This window comes from Enterobacter oligotrophicus (assembly GCF_009176645.1).
Taxonomy (GTDB): domain Bacteria; phylum Pseudomonadota; class Gammaproteobacteria; order Enterobacterales; family Enterobacteriaceae; genus Enterobacter; species Enterobacter oligotrophicus.
This window is the reverse complement of the sequence record NZ_AP019007.1, coordinates 17074-34746: the sequence shown is the minus strand read 5'-3', so window position 1 is coordinate 34746 and position 17673 is coordinate 17074. Positions and strand designations below refer to the sequence as shown.

The following is a 17673-nucleotide window of genomic DNA, read 5'->3' as shown; positions in this document are numbered from 1 at the left end:
GGCCTGTTTTTGCCCGTTTATGGAACGTCGTAACCCAGCGCTGCTTTGCGGATGCGGAACCACTGCTGACGCGTCATCTGCAGCTCTTCCGCCGCCAGCGCAGAGCGAACGCGTTCAATTTTGCCGGAGCCAATAATCGGCAGCGGTCTGGACGGCAGGCGCAGTATCCACGCATAAACCACCTGTTCAATGCTCTCAGCATTCAACTCACGGGCGATGGTTTCAAGCTCGTCACGGAGCGGCTGGAACTCATCATCATTAAACAGACGACCGCCGCCCAGGCACGACCAGGCCATAGGACGAATGCGTAATTGCTGGAGCTGGTCGAGCGTACCATCCAGCAGCAGCGGTTGATGCACCGGTGAAATCTCGACCTGATTCGTTGCCAGGGTAAACGGCAACCGCGATTGCAGCAGCGCGAACTGGGCTGGCGTAAAGTTTGAAACACCGAAATGGCGCACTTTGCCACTCTGGTGCAGATTCAGGAATGCTTCCGCCACCTCATCAGCATCCATTAACGGATCGGGGCGGTGGATCAGCAGCAGGTCGATACGATCTGTCGCCAGATTGACCAGCGACTGCTCGGCGCTTTTAATGATATGTGCACTGTCGGTGATGTAATGCCCAAGAGCATGTTCTGGTTTCGCGGTTGTCGCGATACCGCATTTCGTGACGATCTCCATACGTTCACGAAGCGCAGGAACCAGCTTGAGTGCTTCACCAAATGCCGCTTCGCACTGATAGCCGCCATAGATATCCGCGTGATCGACGGTGGTGATCCCTAAATCAAGATGCTCCTCAATAAAGCTCGCCAGCTGAAGGGGGGACATATTCCAGTCCATCAGACGCCAGTAGCCCATCACAAAACGGGAGAATTCCGGGCCCTGCGGGGCAAGGGTAATACGCTGAACCATAACAATTTCCTCAAGGACGTAATGGTAACAGTATACGCAATTCCCCTGCTAAAACAGTGAGGGTTGCTGAGGTTCTTCGGTTTCACCCGGCTTGTTTGCGCGAATTTTACGCAGCAGACGCTGGCGACAGAGGCGTAAAACCTCCTGCTTTTGCGTATCGCTAAAATTTTGCCAGTTAAAACGCTCATCGCGGGTGCGCATGCATCCACGGCAATATCCGCGTTCATCCACCTGACAAATACCCCGGCACGGGCTCTGGATGGGGAAAAACTCCAGTTGCTCTGCCACACACACCTCCGCAATCCCGTTATTCACCTACAGTGAAGACGTTAAACGCCCCACGTGCAAGGGCTTGCCGCACAATTGTGGCATTAAGGTTTCACTAATCTTCCTTCCCTATACTCGCCACATCAATATAACGAATGGTTTGTTTATGATGTGGCTCGCTAAAAAGTTACAGTGTAACGATATTAAGTTCACTCTGGGCTGTGCTCTCTTCTTTACCGTGTTGAACGCGCTGTTTATTCAGCGTAGCTGGGCCATCATTGCCCCAACACACCTGCATGATCTGCTCTTTGCCGCCTCCGTTCCGGTGGTGCTGTTCTGCGGCTGGATCATTGTCTTCAGCCTGGTAAATATCCCCTTTATCCGTAAACCGCTGCTGATCCTGTTAACCATGGGATGCGCCGCCGCGACGTACTTTATGTCTACCTACGGCGCGGTGATCGATCAGAATATGATTGTCAACGTTTTCGAAACCAACTCACAGGAAGCCACCGCGCTGGTCACGCCGCAGATGATCCTGTGGATGGCGGTAGCCGGTTTAGTGCCGTCCGTCATATTGGCCCTGACGCGTATTCGCACCGGGACATGGTGGTATGCCCTGCTGATGCGGTTTGCCGCCATACTCGGCGCGCTACTGATCATCATTCTGGTCGCAGCGGTATTTTACAAAGACTACGCCTCGTTGTTTCGCAACAACAAAAGCATCGTCAAAATGGTTACTCCGGCGAACTACGTCAGTGCTGTGGTGAAATACTCGAAAATGCGCTGGTTTGCGGGCGATCAAACGCTGGTGCGCATGGGGGAAGATGCTCATAAAGGCCCGCTCATTTCCGGGCAGCGGAAGAAAACGGTGCTGATTCTGGTCGTCGGTGAAGCATCGCGCGCAGCAAACTACTCGCTGAATGGCTACGGGCGTGAAACGAACCCCGAGCTGAAAAAGCACAATGTCATTAACTTCCCGCAGGCCACCTCCTGTGGCACCGAAACGGCCGTTTCCGTCCCGTGCATGTTCTCCGGTATGACGCGGAAAAAATACGACGCCGATCTGGCGCGCCACCAGGAAGGTCTGCTCGACGTGCTCGGCCATGCGGGAATCAACCTGTTGTGGCGTGACAACGATGGCGGCTGTAAAGGTGCCTGTAACCGCGTACCGCACACGGACATGACCCAGTGGAAACTGGAGCAGTTCTGCAAAGATAAGTCCTGCATTGATGATGTAAACCTGTATCGTCTGGATGAAGTGCTGGATGGCCTGAAGCAGGACTCCGTGCTGGTTATTCATCTGATGGGCAGCCACGGTCCGGCGTACTACAACCGCTACCCGAAAACTTTCCGTAAGTTCACCCCAACCTGTGATACCAACGAAATTCAGGATTGCAATCACCAGGCATTGATGAACACCTACGACAACACCATTCTTTACACTGACAGCGTGGTCAGCAGAACGATAGACGCGCTAAAAGCACGTCAGGGGAGCATGAACACGGCGCTGATTTACCTGTCGGATCACGGTGAGTCACTGGGTGAAAGCGGGATCTATCTGCACGGGACACCTTACATGCTGGCTCCTGAACAGCAAACGCACATTCCGTTTATGTTCTGGCTCTCCCCGGATTACGCGAAAAATTTCGGCGTTAACGAGCAATGTTTGCGTACCCGCGCAGCAAAAGAGGCCGTTTCTCAGGACAATCTGTTCTCCACGGTTCTGGGGATGATGGACATAAAATCAAGTGTTTATCAACAGTCGTTGGATATTTTGTCAGCCTGTCGGTCCTGAGTCTCTTGCATTAGACCGAATGGTCTATTAGAGTGACGACATGAGCAGACACACTGAACACGATACACGCGAACACTTACTGGCGACCGGCGAGCGTCTTTGCATGCATCGCGGGTTCACCGGTATGGGTCTGAGCGAGCTGTTAAAAACCGCTGAGGTGCCGAAAGGATCGTTTTATCACTACTTTCGCTCTAAAGAAGCCTTTGGCGTGGCCATGCTGGAACGTCACTACGCAAGCTACCACCAGCGCCTGGCGACCCACTTTGCCAGCGGCGAAGGTAACTACCGGGATCGTGTGCTTAATTACTATCAGGAGACGCTGACGCAGTTCTGTCAGCAGGGCATCATCAGCGGTTGCCTGACGGTAAAACTTTCTGCTGAAGTGTGCGATCTGTCCGAAGACATGCGCACTGCAATGGATAAAGGGGCCAGTGGCGTGATTGCTCTGCTGGCTCAGGCGCTGGATAAAGGGCGCAATGAAAAAACGCTGGCCTTCTCTGGCGAGCCTTTGACGCAGGCGCAGGTGCTTTATGCACTCTGGTTAGGTGCGAACCTGCAGGCCAAGATTTCTCGCAGTGCGGTGCCGCTCGAAAGCGCGCTGGCACATGTGAAAAGCTGTATTACAACGCCTGGCGTTTAGCAGGCGTTTTTATTTACTCAATTACTAGTCGACTGGTCTACTCAGGAGTCGTTATGTCCGCTGAAACGTTATTTACCCCACTGAAAGTGGGTGCTGTTACCGCTCCGAACCGCGTGTTCATGGCCCCACTCACCCGTCTTCGCAGCATCGAGCCTGGTGATATCCCAACCCCACTGATGGGTGAATATTATCGTCAGCGCGCAAGCTCTGGCCTGATCATCTCTGAAGCGACGCAGATTTCTGCCCAGGCGAAAGGCTATGCTGGCGCACCGGGTCTGCACAGCCCGGAACAGATCGCCGCCTGGCAAAAAATCACCGCAGGCGTTCACGCGGAAGATGGCCGTATCGCGGTACAGCTGTGGCATACCGGTCGAATCTCACACAGCAGCATCCAGCCTGGCGGTCAGGCTCCGGTTTCAGCCTCTGCCCTGAGCGCAAACACCCGCACCTCCCTGCGCGACGAAAACGGTAATGCGATCCGCGTCGATACCTCCATGCCACGTGCGCTGGCGCTGGAAGAGATCCCCGGTATCGTGAACGACTTCCGTCAGGCGGTTGCGAATGCGCGTGAAGCCGGTTTTGACCTGGTTGAACTGCACTCAGCACACGGTTACCTGCTGCACCAGTTCCTGTCACCTTCTTCTAACCATCGTACCGATCAGTACGGCGGCAGCGTTGAAAACCGTGCCCGCCTGGTGCTGGAAGTGGTAGACGCCGTATGCGAGGAGTGGGGCCCGGAACGCATCGGTATCCGCGTATCGCCAATTGGGACGTTCCAGAACGTCGACAACGGCCCGAACGAAGAAGCTGACGCGTTGTATCTGATCGAAGAGCTGGCAAAACGTGGTATTGCCTACCTGCATATGTCCGAACCGGACTGGGCCGGTGGTCAGCCATACACTGAAGCCTTCCGTCAGAAAGTGCGCGAGCGCTTCCACGGCGTGATCATCGGTGCGGGCGCTTATACCCCAGAAAAAGCCGAAGACCTGATTGGCAAAGGCCTGATCGACGCGGTGGCGTTCGGCCGTGACTATATTGCTAACCCGGATCTGGTTGCCCGTCTGCAGAAAAAAGCAGCGCTTAACCCGCAGCGCCCTGAAAGTTTCTATGGTGGTGGCGCAGAAGGCTACACCGACTACCCTTCTCTGTAATCCCGCCATTGTGCATTGATAGCGGCGACATTTCGCCGCTATACTAAAATATCTTTTCTGTTCAAAAAGATAATCCAATCCATTGGTTAATGAGGAAATTATGCGCCTACTTCACACCATGCTGCGCGTTGGCGACCTGCAACGTTCAATCGATTTCTACACCAACGTTCTGGGCATGAAACTGCTGCGCACCAGCGAAAACCCGGAATACAAATATTCCCTGGCGTTTGTCGGTTACGGCCCGGAAACAGATGAAGCCGTTATCGAGCTGACCTACAACTGGGGCGTCGACAAGTACGAGCTGGGCACGGCATACGGCCATATTGCGCTGGAAGTGGATAACGCGGCCGAAGCCTGCGAGCGCATCCGCAGCAACGGCGGCAACGTTACGCGTGAAGCGGGCCCGGTTAAAGGCGGCACTACTGTGATTGCCTTTGTTGAAGATCCTGACGGTTACAAAATCGAGCTGATTGAAGCCAAAGACGCCGGTCGCGGCCTGGGCAACTGATCCCGCCGGGCGCACTATGCGCCCGTAGTTTTACTGCATCCCCTCTCAAAATTTGCCATAATGCGCACTGCTTTTTTCCCCTTGTAAGAGACCCTGATGTCCGATAATGCTCAACTTACCGGTCTGTGCGACCGTTTTCGTGGTTTTTATCCTGTTGTCATTGATGTAGAGACAGCCGGATTTAACGCTAAAACCGATGCGCTGCTTGAAATTGCCGCCATCACGCTGAAGATGGATGAACAGGGCTGGCTTACACCGGACACCACGCTGCATTTCCACGTTGAACCTTTTGAAGGTGCAAACCTGCAGCCAGAAGCGCTGGCGTTTAACGGTATCGACCCGACAAACCCGCTGCGCGGCGCGGTGAGTGAATATGACGCGCTTCACGCCATCTTCAAAATGGTGCGTAAAGGCATGAAAGAGAGTAACTGCAGCCGCGCGATTATGGTGGCCCACAACGCCACGTTCGATCACAGCTTTACAATGGCCGCCGCCGAACGCGCCTCGCTTAAACGCAACCCGTTCCATCCGTTTGTGACCTTCGACACTGCGGCCCTGAGTGGCCTGGCGCTGGGACAAACGGTCTTATCCAAAGCCTGTATCACGGCGGGGATCGAGTTTGACGGTACGCAGGCGCACTCTGCGTTATATGACACGGAGCGCACGGCAGAACTGTTCTGTGAAATTGTGAACCGCTGGAAACGGTTGGGTGGCTGGCCGCTGCCGATGGGCGATGAGGCAGATATTCAATCGTAGATCGGGTAAGCGCAGCGCCACCCGGCAAAAAAAAGCGACCTCTACAGGTCGCTTTTTCTATTTCCGGAGAAAACTTACTCTGCGCCCGGCTCTTCCGTTTTGTACCTGGCAGCCGTTTCTTTGATCAGCTGTTGCAGTTCGCCACGCTGATACATTTCAATCAGAATATCACAGCCGCCTACCAGTTCACCGTCAACCCACAGTTGCGGGAAGGTTGGCCAGTTGGCGTATTTTGGCAGCTCAGCGCGGATGTCAGGGTTTTGCAGGATATCAACGTAAGCAAAACGCTCACCACAGGCAGACAACGCCTGAACCGCTTGCGCGGAGAAACCGCAGCTTGGCAGCTTCGGAGAACCTTTCATGTACAGGAGAATCGGGTTTTCAGCGATCTGACGCTGGATTTTTTCAATAGTGGTGCTCATGTCTTGCTTCCTTTAACTTCTGTTACGGCATTCGTCTGACATTGTAGCGGTTCAGGCAGACATCGGAAAATAACATTTTTGTCACGTCTATATATTTTATCGTGAGTCTGCATAAGTTGCATCGCAAATGTAGCTTAACGGCGGAGCGTATGCGGTTTTGCTTAGGGAGTGAACAAAACGGCTTCCGATCGATACATTTTTTTGCACTTGCTAACGAAACACGTTTTTAGATTGAAAAATGCTATTAACTTCTCGGGTTTTTATAGATTAGAATCGACGGGCTTTGTAAATCATACGCAGGTATTATTGATGACCTGCATTTATCAGGGGACTGCCCAGTGGCGCGGATAAATAAAATCTCGATCACGCTCTGTGCTTTACTGTTTACAACACTCTCTTTCACGCCAGCGGCGAACGCTTCTGAACAGGCGCGGCATTCTGCTGTACAAAAAACGCATCTGGCAAAAACCACAGAACGTAAGAAAAAAACAACCAGCAAAACAATAAAGAAAGCGACAACCACTCAAACTAAAAAGACCGCCTCCAGTAAGACCAAAGCCAGAACCACCCGCTCCGGCACACGTAAAGCTCCCCAGACCACTGCCAGCCTCGTTAATGAAAAATGCACCGTGCGCAAAGGCCATAAAGCGAAATGCACGAAAGTGACGAAACTGGCTGAAGTGCATAAGGTACGCATGCAGAAAGCGCAAAAAACGGCAATGAATAAGCTGATGGGGCAAATTGGCAAACCGTATCACTGGGGTGGCTCTTCCCCGCGTACCGGTTTCGACTGCAGCGGCCTGGTGTATTACGCCTATAAGGATCTGGTGAAGTTCCGTATTCCGCGCACCGCGAACGAAATGTATCACCTGCGGGATGCCTCTCCGGTTGACCGTGGCGAACTGGAAAGTGGCGATCTGGTCTTCTTCCGCACCCAGGGCCGCGGCAAGGCTGACCATGTCGGTGTCTACGTCGGCAACGGGAAATTCATCCAGTCACCGCGCAGCGGCCAGGATATTCAGATCACCTCTCTCAGCGAAGATTACTGGGTACGCCATTACGTTGGTGCGCGCCGAGTAATGACGCCAAAAACCATCCGTTAATCCCTGCCCTGCCGCACTCGTGGCAGGGTAAGTTCCTCTTTTGCATACCCTTTCAATTTGCTATTCTGTCCTTGTTGTCTGTAGGGTTATTGGCAACGTAACTATAATAAGGAGAGAAGCAATGTCGTTCGAATTACCTGCACTACCGTATGCAAAAGACGCCCTGGCTCCACATATTTCTGTGGAAACCCTGGAATATCACTACGGCAAACACCACCAGACCTACGTCACCAACCTGAATAACCTGATCAAAGGCACCGGGTTCGAAGGCAAATCGCTGGAAGAGATCGTGCGCAGCTCAGACGGTGGTGTCTTCAATAACGCCGCTCAGGTGTGGAACCATACCTTCTACTGGCATTGCCTGGCACCGAATGCTGGCGGAGAACCAACCGGCGAACTGGCTGCCGCCATTAACGCCGCGTTTGGCAGCTTTACGGAGTTCAAAGCGAAGTTCACTGACGCTGCCGTCAAAAACTTCGGTTCTGGCTGGACGTGGCTGGTGAAAGAGGCCGATGGCAAACTGGCTATCGTTTCAACGTCTAACGCGGGCACCCCGCTGACCACCGGCGCAACGCCGCTGATGACCGTGGACGTATGGGAACACGCTTACTACATTGATTACCGTAACGCGCGCCCGAACTACCTGGAGCACTTCTGGGCACTGGTTAACTGGGAATTCGTGGCGAAGAATTTCGCCGCGTAAAAGGCACGCAGAAGGGTTCGCCCTTCTGCGTTTTTGTTTACTCTGCTGCGCAGGCCGCTTCTGGCTGTTTACGGCCGGACATCAACACCAGCAGCAGGCCCAGAGCAGCGATAATCGCCCCCATCACCGGCACAAAGCTGTATCCCAGCCCACCCGAAATCACGGCTCCGCCCGCTGCCGCGCCGAGCGCGTTGCCGAGGTTAAACGCACCGATATTCACGGAAGACGAAAGTCCCGGCGCTTCATGGGCGACACGCATCACGCGCATCTGTAACGGAGGTACTACCGCAAAGGTTGCCGCACCCCACACAATCATGGCAATGGCCGCCCCCACTTCATTGCGTGCCAGCCATGGGATCGCCACCATGATGACAATCAGCAGCGTCAAAAAGCCTTTCAGCGTCCCGCTGACGGAACGGTCAGCCAGTTTCCCGCCCAGATAGTTACCGATGGAGAAGCCTACGCCAATTAACACCAGCATCGCGGTAATAAACATCGGCGTAGCGTGCGTGATATCGTGCAAAACAGGCGAAATATAGGTGTAGAGCGTAAACATCGCGCCAGCACCAAGAACGGTGGTCAGCAATGCTGAGAGCACCTGCGGACGCACCAGCACCGACAACTCTTTACGCACGTCAGGACGCTCTCCGGCACTGCCTTTCGGCAGAGAGAAGAACAACGCCACCATCGCGACAACGCCCAGTACAGCGGTGGCAAGGAAAGACATACGCCAGCCAATCACTTCACCCAGCCAGGTTGCAGCGGGTACGCCACCGATATTCGCAATCGTCAGCCCCATAAACATGGTCGCTACCGCACTGGCCTGTTTATGCTTTGGCACCACGCTGGCGGCGACGACGGACCCCAGCCCGAAGAACGCACCGTGGTTCAGGCTGGTCAGAATGCGCGACAACATTAAGGTTGTGTAATCCGGCGAAATTGCAGACAACACATTGCCCAGCGTAAATATCGCCATCAGGAAAATGAGTGCATTACGGCGCGCCCGGTGCGAGAGCAGCAACGTCATCAACGGTGCCCCCACCATTACGCCAATGGCATAAGCGCTGATTAACATACCGGCCGCAGGGATAGAGACATCCACCCCCCTTGCGATAACCGGCAATAATCCCATTGGTGAGAATTCCGTGGTGCCAATCCCGAAAGCGCCAATCGCCAGGGCCAGCAGAGGAAAATTGATTTTCATGAATAAACTCCGGATGCCGTGTCAGGTAGCGACACAGAACAAAGAAGTCAAAAGCATGACATCAATCACAAATAATGAGAAGTTAACATTTTGGCAAAAGATTTTTGCCGGAGGAGTAACAATCAAGGCAGGTCTGGAGGGAGAACGGATATTCTCCCCCGAGTAAATCAGTGCAGTGCAGCCGTCAGACCACCCGCTACAATCAACGCCAGAACAATAAAGGTGGTAACCAGTGAAAACTTCAGATCGGAACTCATCAATTTTTCTCCTTTTAATCACCCCACGAAAAGTGAGCTTGCTCATTTTTACACAGTTTACGTCAAAAATCTTCCCGGATTTAAACTGATATCCACTTTTGCTCTTCCCCTTTTCATCAAGATAGGACAAAATTCCACGCTAAATTTATTAGCGTACCGGCCATTGACCCCCTCCTGACGTCCTGTGTCGTTTTCCCGGCGTGTCGCAATTCAAGATTGCGTAATAAGGGTGAGAGAAGGCAAACGTTTACCTTCATGATATTCAGGAGCTTAGGATATGGTCTGGAGTGACATCGAATGGCAACAATAAAAGACGTGGCAAAACGCGCAAACGTTTCCACTACAACCGTATCACATGTAATTAACAAAACGCGCTTTGTGGCTGAAGAGACGCGCAACGCTGTCTGGGCAGCAATTAAAGAACTGCACTACTCTCCGAGTGCGGTGGCCCGTAGCCTGAAAGTTAATCACACCAAGTCGATCGGCTTGCTGGCCACCAGCAGTGAAGCGGCCTATTTTGCCGAGATCATCGAAGCAGTTGAGAAAAACTGCTTCCAGAAAGGATATACCCTGATTCTGGGCAACGCGTGGAACAACATTGAAAAACAGCGTGCTTACCTGTCGATGATGGCGCAAAAGCGCGTGGATGGCCTGCTGGTGATGTGTTCCGAATACCCGGAATCGGTGCTCTCCATGCTGGAAGAGTACCGCCATATTCCGATGGTCGTGATGGACTGGGGCGAAGCGCGCGCAGACTTCACCGACTCGGTCATTGATAACGCCTTCGAAGGCGGTTACATGGCTGGCCGGTATCTTGTAGAGCGCGGTCATCGCGAGATTGGCGTGATCCCTGGCCCGCTTGAGCGTAACACCGGCGCAGGACGACTGGCCGGGTTTATGAAAGCAATGGAAGAAGCGCTGATCACCGTGCCGGAAAACTGGATTGTGCAGGGCGACTTTGAGCCAGAGTCAGGCTACCGCGCGATGCAGCAGATTGTCTCTCAACAGCATCGCCCGACTGCCGTCTTCTGCGGTGGCGATATCATGGCAATGGGCGCGCTCTGTGCGGCCGATGAACTGGGCCTGCGCGTGCCTCAGGATATTTCCGTGATCGGGTATGACAACGTGCGCAACGCGCGCTTCTTTACCCCGGCGCTGACCACCATCCACCAGCCGAAAGATTCGCTGGGTGAAACGGCTTTCAACATGCTGATGGACAGGATCGTCAACAAACGCGAAGAATCGCAGTCTATTGAAGTCCACCCGCGTCTTATCGAACGCCGTTCCGTTGCGGATGGTCCGTTCCGCGACTACCGTCGCTGATCGCTGTTCGGGGCCAGCGAGTCTGGCTCCCGTAACCACTCCCGGTTCAGCGTTTCGCTGTCTCCCAGATAATCCAGAAGCCAGGCCATTGCGGGCGAGATGTCGTTTTGCTGCCAGGTGAGGCAACAGGCTGCGTCCGGGAAAGGGTTTTCGAGCCTGAGCGCAACCCATTCTCCGGTATCTGTTCGCGGTCGGGCAAAGTGAACGGGCACCATCGCAACACATAAGCCAGCGGAAAGACAGGTTGCAGAGGACTCCCAGTCCGGCGCAACCACGCGCCGCTGGTTATCCAGCAGCCAGGTTATCCGCTTGGGCAGCGAACGGGAAGTATCTTCCAGCACCAGCGAAGGCCAGTTGCGCAGGGTATCGTCGCTGAGCGGCCCCTCCATCGAAGCCAGCGGATGATGGCTGGCGACGACGCAGGTCCAGCTCAGCATACCCATATCGCGAAACGCGTAACGTCCACCGACAGGAATGGCCTGGGTCGCCCCGATCGCCATCTCCGCCCTGCCGTCCGCCAGCGCATCCCAGACACCGTTGAACACCTCCTGGGAGACTCGCAGCTCGACGTCTGAAAAATGGCGGTAAAAATCAACAATCATCTGCCGGGTGCGCTCGGGCTTCACGATGTTATCCACCGCAATGGAAAGATGTCCTCGCCAGCCGTTGGCGATCTGCTGACACTGCTCACGGGTGATCTGCATTTTTTTGATAACAGAACGCCCTTCCTTCAAAAACCACGCCCCGGCGGGCGTTAATTCTACGTCACGATGGCGGCGTTCAAACAGCGGAACCGCCAGCCACTCTTCCAGCTGACGCACCGTATAACTGATAGCCGACGGGACGCGGTGAAGCTCCTGCGCCGCGCCGGTAAAACTGCCGTTGCGCGCTACCGCATCCACCACTTCAAGGGAATAATCTGACCACATTTTCTGCCTGCAAAATTTTTGAACGCACCAGCCAAATATTAGCGTTTCACAAGCAGCTTTGCACTCCCTACACTCTGCGCCAACGTACACCTGCCTCCTTAAGGAGAATAAAACAGTGCAACCCAGGAAAGGATTTTTAGTCTGGCTCGGCGGCTTAAGCGTGCTGGGCTTTTTGGCCACCGATATGTATCTGCCCGCGTTCGCCGCGATGCAGGAAGATTTACAAACACCTGCTGCCGCGATTAGCGCCAGCCTGAGCTTATTCCTCGCCGGTTTTGCCTTTGCGCAACTGCTGTGGGGACCGCTCTCTGACCGTTTTGGCCGTAAACCGGTGCTGTTACTGGGCCTGGCGATCTTTGCTGTAGGCTGTCTGGGTATGCTGTGGGTGCGCGATGCAGCCTGGCTGCTGGTGCTGCGTTTTATTCAGGCCGTCGGCGTCTGCGCTGCTGCGGTAACCTGGCAGGCGCTGGTAACCGACTACTACCCGGCGTCACGCACTAACCGTATTTTCGCCACCATTATGCCGCTGGTCGGCCTGTCGCCCGCCCTTGCCCCGCTGCTGGGCAGCTGGCTTCTGGCGCATTTCGAGTGGCAGGCGATTTTCGCCACCCTGTTTGCCATTACCCTGGTATTGATGCTGCCTGCATTTGCCCTCAAACCCGCGCAAAAAAAAGCGACGCACGCTGAGGCAAAGCCGGTAACGTTTATGTCGTTACTGCGTTCTAAAGCCTACCGTGGCAACGTCCTGATTTACGCCGCCTGCTCCGCGAGCTTCTTCGCCTGGCTGACTGGCTCGCCGTTTATTTTGCACGATATGGGTTACAGTCCGGCTGCCATCGGCCTCAGCTATGTGCCGCAGACTATCGCGTTCCTGGTGGGAGGCTACGGCTGTCGCGCCGCGCTGCAAAAATGGGAGGGTCAGCAAATGCTGCCGTGGCTGCTGGGTCTGTATGCGTTAAGCGTGATCGGCACCTGGGCAGTGGGCTTTATCCCGCATGTCGGTCTGACAGAAATTTTACTTCCGTTCTGTGTCATGGCGGTGGCTAACGGTGCCATTTACCCTATCGTGGTGGCACAGGCGTTACGCCCTTTCCCTCAGGCAACTGGCCGCGCCGCCGCTCTGCAAAACACACTCCAGTTGGGCCTGTGCTTCCTGGCAAGCCTGGTGGTCTCTGCGTTGATTGCCACACCGCTGTTGACCACCACCAGCGTAATGCTGGTTACCGTTATACTGGCCGCCGTCGGCTATCGCATGCAGGCATCCGCTCAGCGTGAGCAGGACGGCACCCCGGAGGCGGAAACATCGCATGCATAATCGCGTGGGAAATTATGTTACATTTCAGTGATTAGGTTGCTAAGAATTTTCTATTGAATCACCAAATTTTGAGGCCTATACTAAATTTGGTTCGATTAAATACGATAAATATTAAGTGTTAACGGGAGCCGGAGTGCTCCCGTTTTACCATGGAAGGCATTTCGGCAAGGGTTATCTCCCTTCCTCTGTTCTACGTCGGATACTAGCCTCGCGGTGGAATACCGTGAGATTTCTCACAAACCATAAAAAGCGTCTACGCTGTTTGAAGGTTCTGATCACAGCAAGGTGATGGAGAAGCTATGAGTTCATCGTGTATAGAAGAAGTCAGCATTCCGGACGATAACTGGTCCCGGATCGTCAGTGAGCTGTTGAGTCGTGCGGGCATCACCATCAACGGGCCCTCACCCTCCGACCCGCAGGTTAAACATCCCGATTTTTTTAAACGTGTATTGCGGGAGGGATCGTTAGGTCTGGGCGAGAGTTACATGGATGGATGGTGGGAATGCGAGCGGCTGGATATGTTTTTCAGCAGCGTTTTACGCGCCGGTCTGGAAAACCAGCTTCCGCGTCACTTCAAAGACACATTGCGTGTCGCCTCCGCCCGATTGTTCAATCTGCAAAGTAAAAAGCGGGCGTGGATTGTCGGCAAAGAGCATTACGATCTTGGTAACGACCTGTTCAGCCGTATGCTTGATCCCTTCATGCAATACTCTTGCGGCTACTGGAAAAAGGCGACAACTCTTGAAGAGGCGCAGCAGGACAAACTGCGTCTTATCTGTGAAAAATTGCAGCTCCAGCCCGGTATGCGCGTGCTGGATATTGGCTGCGGCTGGGGCGGGCTGGCGTATTTTATGGCGAAACATTACGGCGTCAGCGTTGTGGGCGTCACCATCTCTGCCGAACAGCAAAAAATGGCACAGGAACGCTGTCAGGGGCTGGACGTTGATATCCGGCTTCAGGATTATCGTGACCTGAACGAGCAATTTGACCGCATTGCTTCTGTCGGGATGTTTGAGCACGTAGGGCCTAAGAATTACGACACCTATTTTGAGGTGGCCGATCGTAATTTAAAACCGGAAGGTATCTTCTTACTGCATACCATTGGCTCTAAGCGCACCGACAATAATGTTGATCCGTGGATCAACAAATACATCTTCCCGAATGGTTGCCTGCCGTCCATCCGTCAGATAGCAAAAGCCAGCGAATCGCATTTCATTGTGGAAGACTGGCATAACTTCGGTGCGGATTATGACACCACTCTGATGGCGTGGCATGCGCGTTTTCAGGCCGCCTGGCCTGAAATTGCGGATAACTATTCGGAACGGTTCAAACGGATGTTCAGTTATTATCTGAATGCCTGCGCGGGTGCGTTTCGTGCCCGCGATATTCAACTATGGCAGGTGGTCTTTAGCCGTGGTATAGAACACGGTCTGCGCGTCGCCCGCTAAAAAATAACCCCGGCTAGCCGGGGTTATTTTTATTCAGCTTCCGCTGTCTTTATTATTGCGGCCTCTTTTGCCGCCAGCACGCGTTCAACGGTATCCACTACCGCCTGAGTTTGCGGATCGATTTCAATATTTACCCGATGCCCCAGTTTTTTCGCGCCCAGGGTTGTACGCTGCAGCGTTTCAGGAATTAAATGCACGCAAAAACGGGTTGGTGTCACTTCCCCGACCGTCAGGCTAATCCCATCAATACCAATAAATCCTTTGTAGAGGATGTATTTCATTAATGACGGGTCCTGAACTTTAAACCAGATTTGACGATTATTTTCCGAGGTCACGATTTTGGCCACTTCAGCGGTGGTCATGATATGGCCTGACATCAGATGTCCGCCAATCTCATCGCTGAACTTCGCCGCACGCTCTACGTTGACGGTATCGCCCACCACCAGCTCACCCAGATTGGTGATGCGCAGCGTCTCTTTCATTAAATCAAAGCTAATCAGGTTACCGTTAATTTCGGTTACCGTCAGGCAGCAGCCGTTATGCGCAATCGACGCCCCGGTTTCAATACCTTCAAGCATATATTCCGGCAGCTCAACGACGTGAGTACGGAAATTGGGTTTTTCATCAATAGACACCACTTTCGCAGTGCCCTGCACAATACCAGTAAACATGCTTACAACTCCTGTTTTTTCCGGACGGTGGCGACACCGTTTAATCCCTTCACAATAACAGTTGGAAAAACAGGTTGCCAGCGGAGCGCATTTTCTGGCGATTTTTTCACTAGATAATTAGTTAAACCCCGCTACAATAGCTGGCATCCCCCTGCATTTTCTTCTTGCTGCCAGTAACGGCGGCTTTTTTAATCTCTCAAATAACAACAATACAAAGGTGTTCACGTGCAGAAGTACATGAATGAAGCGCGTCAGTTATTGGCACTGGCAATACCGGTGATCATCGCGCAAGTGGCCCAGACCGCAATGGGATTTGTGGATACGGTCATGGCCGGTGGCTACAGCGCCACCGATATGGCCGCCGTTGCGATCGGGACATCGATCTGGCTCCCGGCCATCCTCTTTGGTCACGGTCTTCTGCTGGCGTTAACGCCGGTAATCGCACAGCTTAACGGTTCCGGTCGACGAGAACGCATCGCCCACCAGGTTCGCCAGGGGTTCTGGCTGGCGGGTTTCGTCTCCGTTCTTATCATGGTGGTGCTCTGGAACGCGGGCCATATCATTCGCGCGATGCATAATATCGACCCGGCTCTGGCTGATAAAGCCGTGGGCTATCTGCGCGCCCTGCTCTGGGGCGCACCGGGCTACCTCTTTTTCCAGGTCGCACGTAACCAGTGTGAAGGTCTGGCAAAAACCAAGCCTGGCATGGTGATGGGTTTTATCGGTCTGCTGGTTAACATTCCGGTGAACTATATCTTTATTTATGGCCACTTCGGTATGCCAGAGCTCGGCGGCATTGGCTGCGGCGTGGCAACGGCGGCGGTCTACTGGGTGATGTTCTTCAGCATGATCACCTTTATTAAACGCGCGCGATCCATGCGTGACATCCGTAATGACAAGGCATTCAGCACACCAGACTGGACGATCCTGACGCGTCTTATTCAACTGGGTCTGCCGATTGCACTGGCGCTGTTCTTCGAGGTGACGCTGTTTGCAGTTGTTGCCCTGCTGGTGTCGCCGCTGGGAATTATCGACGTTGCGGGCCACCAGATCGCGCTGAACTTCAGCTCGCTGATGTTCGTTCTGCCGATGTCGCTGGCGGCAGCGGTCACTATTCGCGTCGGTTTCCGGCTCGGACAAGGTTCAACGCTGGATGCGCAAACGGCTGCGCGTACCGGTCTTGGCGTGGGTGTCTGCATGGCGGCCTGTACGGCACTCTTTACCGTCGCGCTACGTGAGCAGATCGCCCTGCTCTACAACGATAATCCGGAAGTGGTCCTTCTGGCATCTCACCTGATGCTGCTGGCTGCGGTGTACCAGATTTCGGACTCCATTCAGGTGATCGGCAGCGGCGTGCTGCGCGGGTATAAAGATACGCGTTCTATTTTCTTTATTACCTTTATTGCGTACTGGGTACTGGGTCTGCCGTGTGGGTATGTTCTGGCGCTCACCGATCTGGTGGTTGACCGTATGGGGCCAGCAGGATTCTGGATGGGCTTTATTATCGGCTTAACCTCTGCGGCCATCATGATGATGCTGCGTATGCGCTATCTGCAACGTCAGCCATCTACCATTATTTTGCAACGCGCCGCACGTTAAATACGCAGTAGCCGCCAGCAGGCGGCTACTTTCTCTTCACTTTGCGCGGTAATGAAGCAATCGCGTGAAATCAGAGAGAAAATTGCATTTTCCCTCTTGCCACTGCGGTGCTGTGCCGCTAATATTCGTCCCCGTTGTCACCGGCAACACGTTGCGTTCATAGCTCAGTTGGTTAGAGCACCACCTTGACATGGTGGGGGTCGTTGGTTCGAGTCCAATTGAACGCACCATTTGCGTCTGTAGCTCAGTTGGTTAGAGCACCACCTTGACATGGTGGGGGTCGATGGTTCGAGTCCATTCAGACGCACCATTCTGTTTTTCCTCTATCATTCCTGCATTTGATCGTCCAATACCCACTGCGCAGTTACTACAACCGACTTCTCAGTCCGCTTATATTCCATTTTTAATTGAGCGCAGCGCCGTACAGTACGGGCAAGTACAGCCAGGTACAGGCACAGCAGCGCAAGTCCCGAGGGCAGAAATTTGTGGTCGCTCGCCGTGCTCGCTGTAATAACCACTGAGAATATTATTCTCCACATTTCGCATTTGCTGCGCAGAGATCGCCGGATTGATGTTTTCTTTCGCCTGAAATGCCAGCGCCCCCGTCGAGACAACCGACAACGAAATCGCAACCAGTTTACTGATTTTCATCCTGTTCACCCTCATGT

19 protein-coding genes and 2 tRNA genes are annotated in these 17673 nt (G+C 53.7%); 13 read left to right on the top strand and 8 right to left on the bottom strand.

Annotated features, from left to right (window positions below):
* Positions 1 to 17: 17 nt before the first annotated feature.
* Positions 18 to 914, bottom strand: a complete 897-nt coding sequence (locus tag EoCCA6_RS00200; protein WP_152080908.1) for an aldo/keto reductase — start codon at positions 912 to 914, stop codon at positions 18 to 20.
* Positions 915 to 962: 48 nt separating this feature from the next.
* A complete protein-coding gene (locus EoCCA6_RS00195) occupies positions 963 to 1202 on the bottom strand; it encodes a DUF1289 domain-containing protein (RefSeq protein WP_152080907.1) in 240 nt (79 codons plus the stop codon).
* Between the two features lie 148 nt (positions 1203 to 1350).
* Between EoCCA6_RS00195 and eptA the strand changes: the two genes are divergently transcribed.
* The 5 genes from eptA (at position 1351) to rnt (ending at position 6031) form a co-directional block, all read left to right on the top strand.
* The gene (gene eptA, locus EoCCA6_RS00190; protein WP_152084368.1) at positions 1351 to 2976 is read left to right on the top strand and encodes a phosphoethanolamine transferase EptA; all 1626 of its coding nucleotides are present in this window, start codon (positions 1351 to 1353) and stop codon (positions 2974 to 2976) included.
* Positions 2977 to 3016: 40 nt separating this feature from the next.
* Positions 3017 to 3616: a TetR/AcrR family transcriptional regulator gene (locus EoCCA6_RS00185; RefSeq protein ID WP_152080906.1), complete on the top strand. Its 600-nt coding sequence runs from the start codon at positions 3017 to 3019 to the stop codon at positions 3614 to 3616.
* A 53-nt stretch (positions 3617 to 3669) separates the two neighbouring features.
* Positions 3670 to 4767, top strand: a complete 1098-nt coding sequence (gene nemA, locus EoCCA6_RS00180) for an alkene reductase (RefSeq protein ID WP_152080905.1) — start codon at positions 3670 to 3672, stop codon at positions 4765 to 4767.
* A gap of 100 nt (positions 4768 to 4867) precedes the next feature.
* Positions 4868 to 5275 carry a lactoylglutathione lyase gene (gene gloA, locus EoCCA6_RS00175; protein ID WP_152080904.1) on the top strand — a complete coding sequence of 136 codons (408 nt, stop codon included), beginning with the start codon at positions 4868 to 4870 and terminating at the stop codon, positions 5273 to 5275.
* Between the two features lie 96 nt (positions 5276 to 5371).
* Positions 5372 to 6031 carry a ribonuclease T gene (gene rnt, locus EoCCA6_RS00170; protein WP_152080903.1) on the top strand — a complete coding sequence of 220 codons (660 nt, stop codon included), beginning with the start codon at positions 5372 to 5374 and terminating at the stop codon, positions 6029 to 6031.
* 74 nt (positions 6032 to 6105) lie between these two features.
* Here rnt and grxD read toward each other — a convergent pair whose 3' ends face one another.
* Positions 6106 to 6453, bottom strand: a complete 348-nt coding sequence (grxD, locus tag EoCCA6_RS00165) for a monothiol glutaredoxin 4 (RefSeq protein WP_152080902.1) — start codon at positions 6451 to 6453, stop codon at positions 6106 to 6108.
* A 338-nt stretch (positions 6454 to 6791) separates the two neighbouring features.
* On the opposite strand from grxD, the gene EoCCA6_RS00160 reads away from it, so the two are divergent.
* Together EoCCA6_RS00160 and sodB are read left to right on the top strand one after the other, a co-directional pair.
* On the top strand, positions 6792 to 7556 hold the full coding sequence (locus EoCCA6_RS00160) for a C40 family peptidase (RefSeq protein ID WP_152080901.1): 765 nt from the start codon (positions 6792 to 6794) through the stop codon (positions 7554 to 7556).
* A gap of 121 nt (positions 7557 to 7677) precedes the next feature.
* Positions 7678 to 8259, top strand: coding sequence for a superoxide dismutase [Fe] (gene sodB / locus EoCCA6_RS00155; RefSeq protein WP_152080900.1), 582 nt, complete (start codon positions 7678 to 7680; stop codon positions 8257 to 8259).
* Between the two features lie 37 nt (positions 8260 to 8296).
* On the opposite strand, the gene EoCCA6_RS00150 is transcribed toward sodB, so the two are convergent.
* Complete coding sequence (locus EoCCA6_RS00150) at positions 8297 to 9463, bottom strand: MFS transporter (protein WP_152080899.1); 1167 nt, start codon at positions 9461 to 9463, stop codon at positions 8297 to 8299.
* A 167-nt stretch (positions 9464 to 9630) separates the two neighbouring features.
* Positions 9631 to 9720, bottom strand: a complete 90-nt coding sequence (cydH, locus tag EoCCA6_RS00145) for a cytochrome bd-I oxidase subunit CydH (protein WP_042717882.1) — start codon at positions 9718 to 9720, stop codon at positions 9631 to 9633.
* A gap of 297 nt (positions 9721 to 10017) precedes the next feature.
* On the opposite strand from cydH, the gene purR reads away from it, so the two are divergent.
* Positions 10018 to 11043, top strand: coding sequence for an HTH-type transcriptional repressor PurR (purR, locus tag EoCCA6_RS00140; RefSeq protein ID WP_131634454.1), 1026 nt, complete (start codon positions 10018 to 10020; stop codon positions 11041 to 11043).
* Here purR and punR read toward each other — a convergent pair.
* The gene (gene punR / locus EoCCA6_RS00135) at positions 11031 to 11972 is read right to left on the bottom strand and encodes a DNA-binding transcriptional activator PunR (protein WP_152080898.1); all 942 of its coding nucleotides are present in this window, start codon (positions 11970 to 11972) and stop codon (positions 11031 to 11033) included. The genes purR and punR overlap by 13 nt on opposite strands.
* A 115-nt stretch (positions 11973 to 12087) precedes the next feature.
* Between punR and punC the strand changes: the two genes are divergently transcribed.
* Positions 12088 to 13287, top strand: coding sequence for a purine nucleoside transporter PunC (punC, locus tag EoCCA6_RS00130; protein ID WP_152080897.1), 1200 nt, complete (start codon positions 12088 to 12090; stop codon positions 13285 to 13287).
* A gap of 299 nt (positions 13288 to 13586) precedes the next feature.
* Positions 13587 to 14735 (top strand): cyclopropane fatty acyl phospholipid synthase, encoded by a 1149-nt coding sequence (gene cfa, locus EoCCA6_RS00125; RefSeq protein ID WP_152080896.1) that lies wholly within the window; start codon positions 13587 to 13589, stop codon positions 14733 to 14735.
* A gap of 29 nt (positions 14736 to 14764) precedes the next feature.
* Here the strand turns inward: cfa and EoCCA6_RS00120 are convergent, their stop codons facing one another.
* Positions 14765 to 15406, bottom strand: coding sequence for a riboflavin synthase subunit alpha (locus EoCCA6_RS00120; RefSeq protein WP_152080895.1), 642 nt, complete (start codon positions 15404 to 15406; stop codon positions 14765 to 14767).
* Between the two features lie 225 nt (positions 15407 to 15631).
* On the opposite strand from EoCCA6_RS00120, the gene mdtK reads away from it, so the two are divergent.
* From mdtK to EoCCA6_RS00105, 3 genes are all read left to right on the top strand, one after another.
* Entirely contained in the window at positions 15632 to 17005 is a 1374-nt protein-coding gene (mdtK, locus tag EoCCA6_RS00115; RefSeq protein ID WP_152080894.1) for an MdtK family multidrug efflux MATE transporter, read from the top strand.
* A gap of 153 nt (positions 17006 to 17158) precedes the next feature.
* A tRNA-Val gene (locus tag EoCCA6_RS00110) sits at positions 17159 to 17235 on the top strand.
* 3 nt (positions 17236 to 17238) lie between these two features.
* Positions 17239 to 17315, top strand: a tRNA-Val gene (locus EoCCA6_RS00105).
* An 80-nt stretch (positions 17316 to 17395) separates the two neighbouring features.
* Here EoCCA6_RS00105 and EoCCA6_RS00100 read toward each other — a convergent pair.
* Positions 17396 to 17656 (bottom strand): hypothetical protein, encoded by a 261-nt coding sequence (locus EoCCA6_RS00100; RefSeq protein WP_152080893.1) that lies wholly within the window; start codon positions 17654 to 17656, stop codon positions 17396 to 17398.
* Positions 17657 to 17673: the final 17 nt, after the last annotated feature.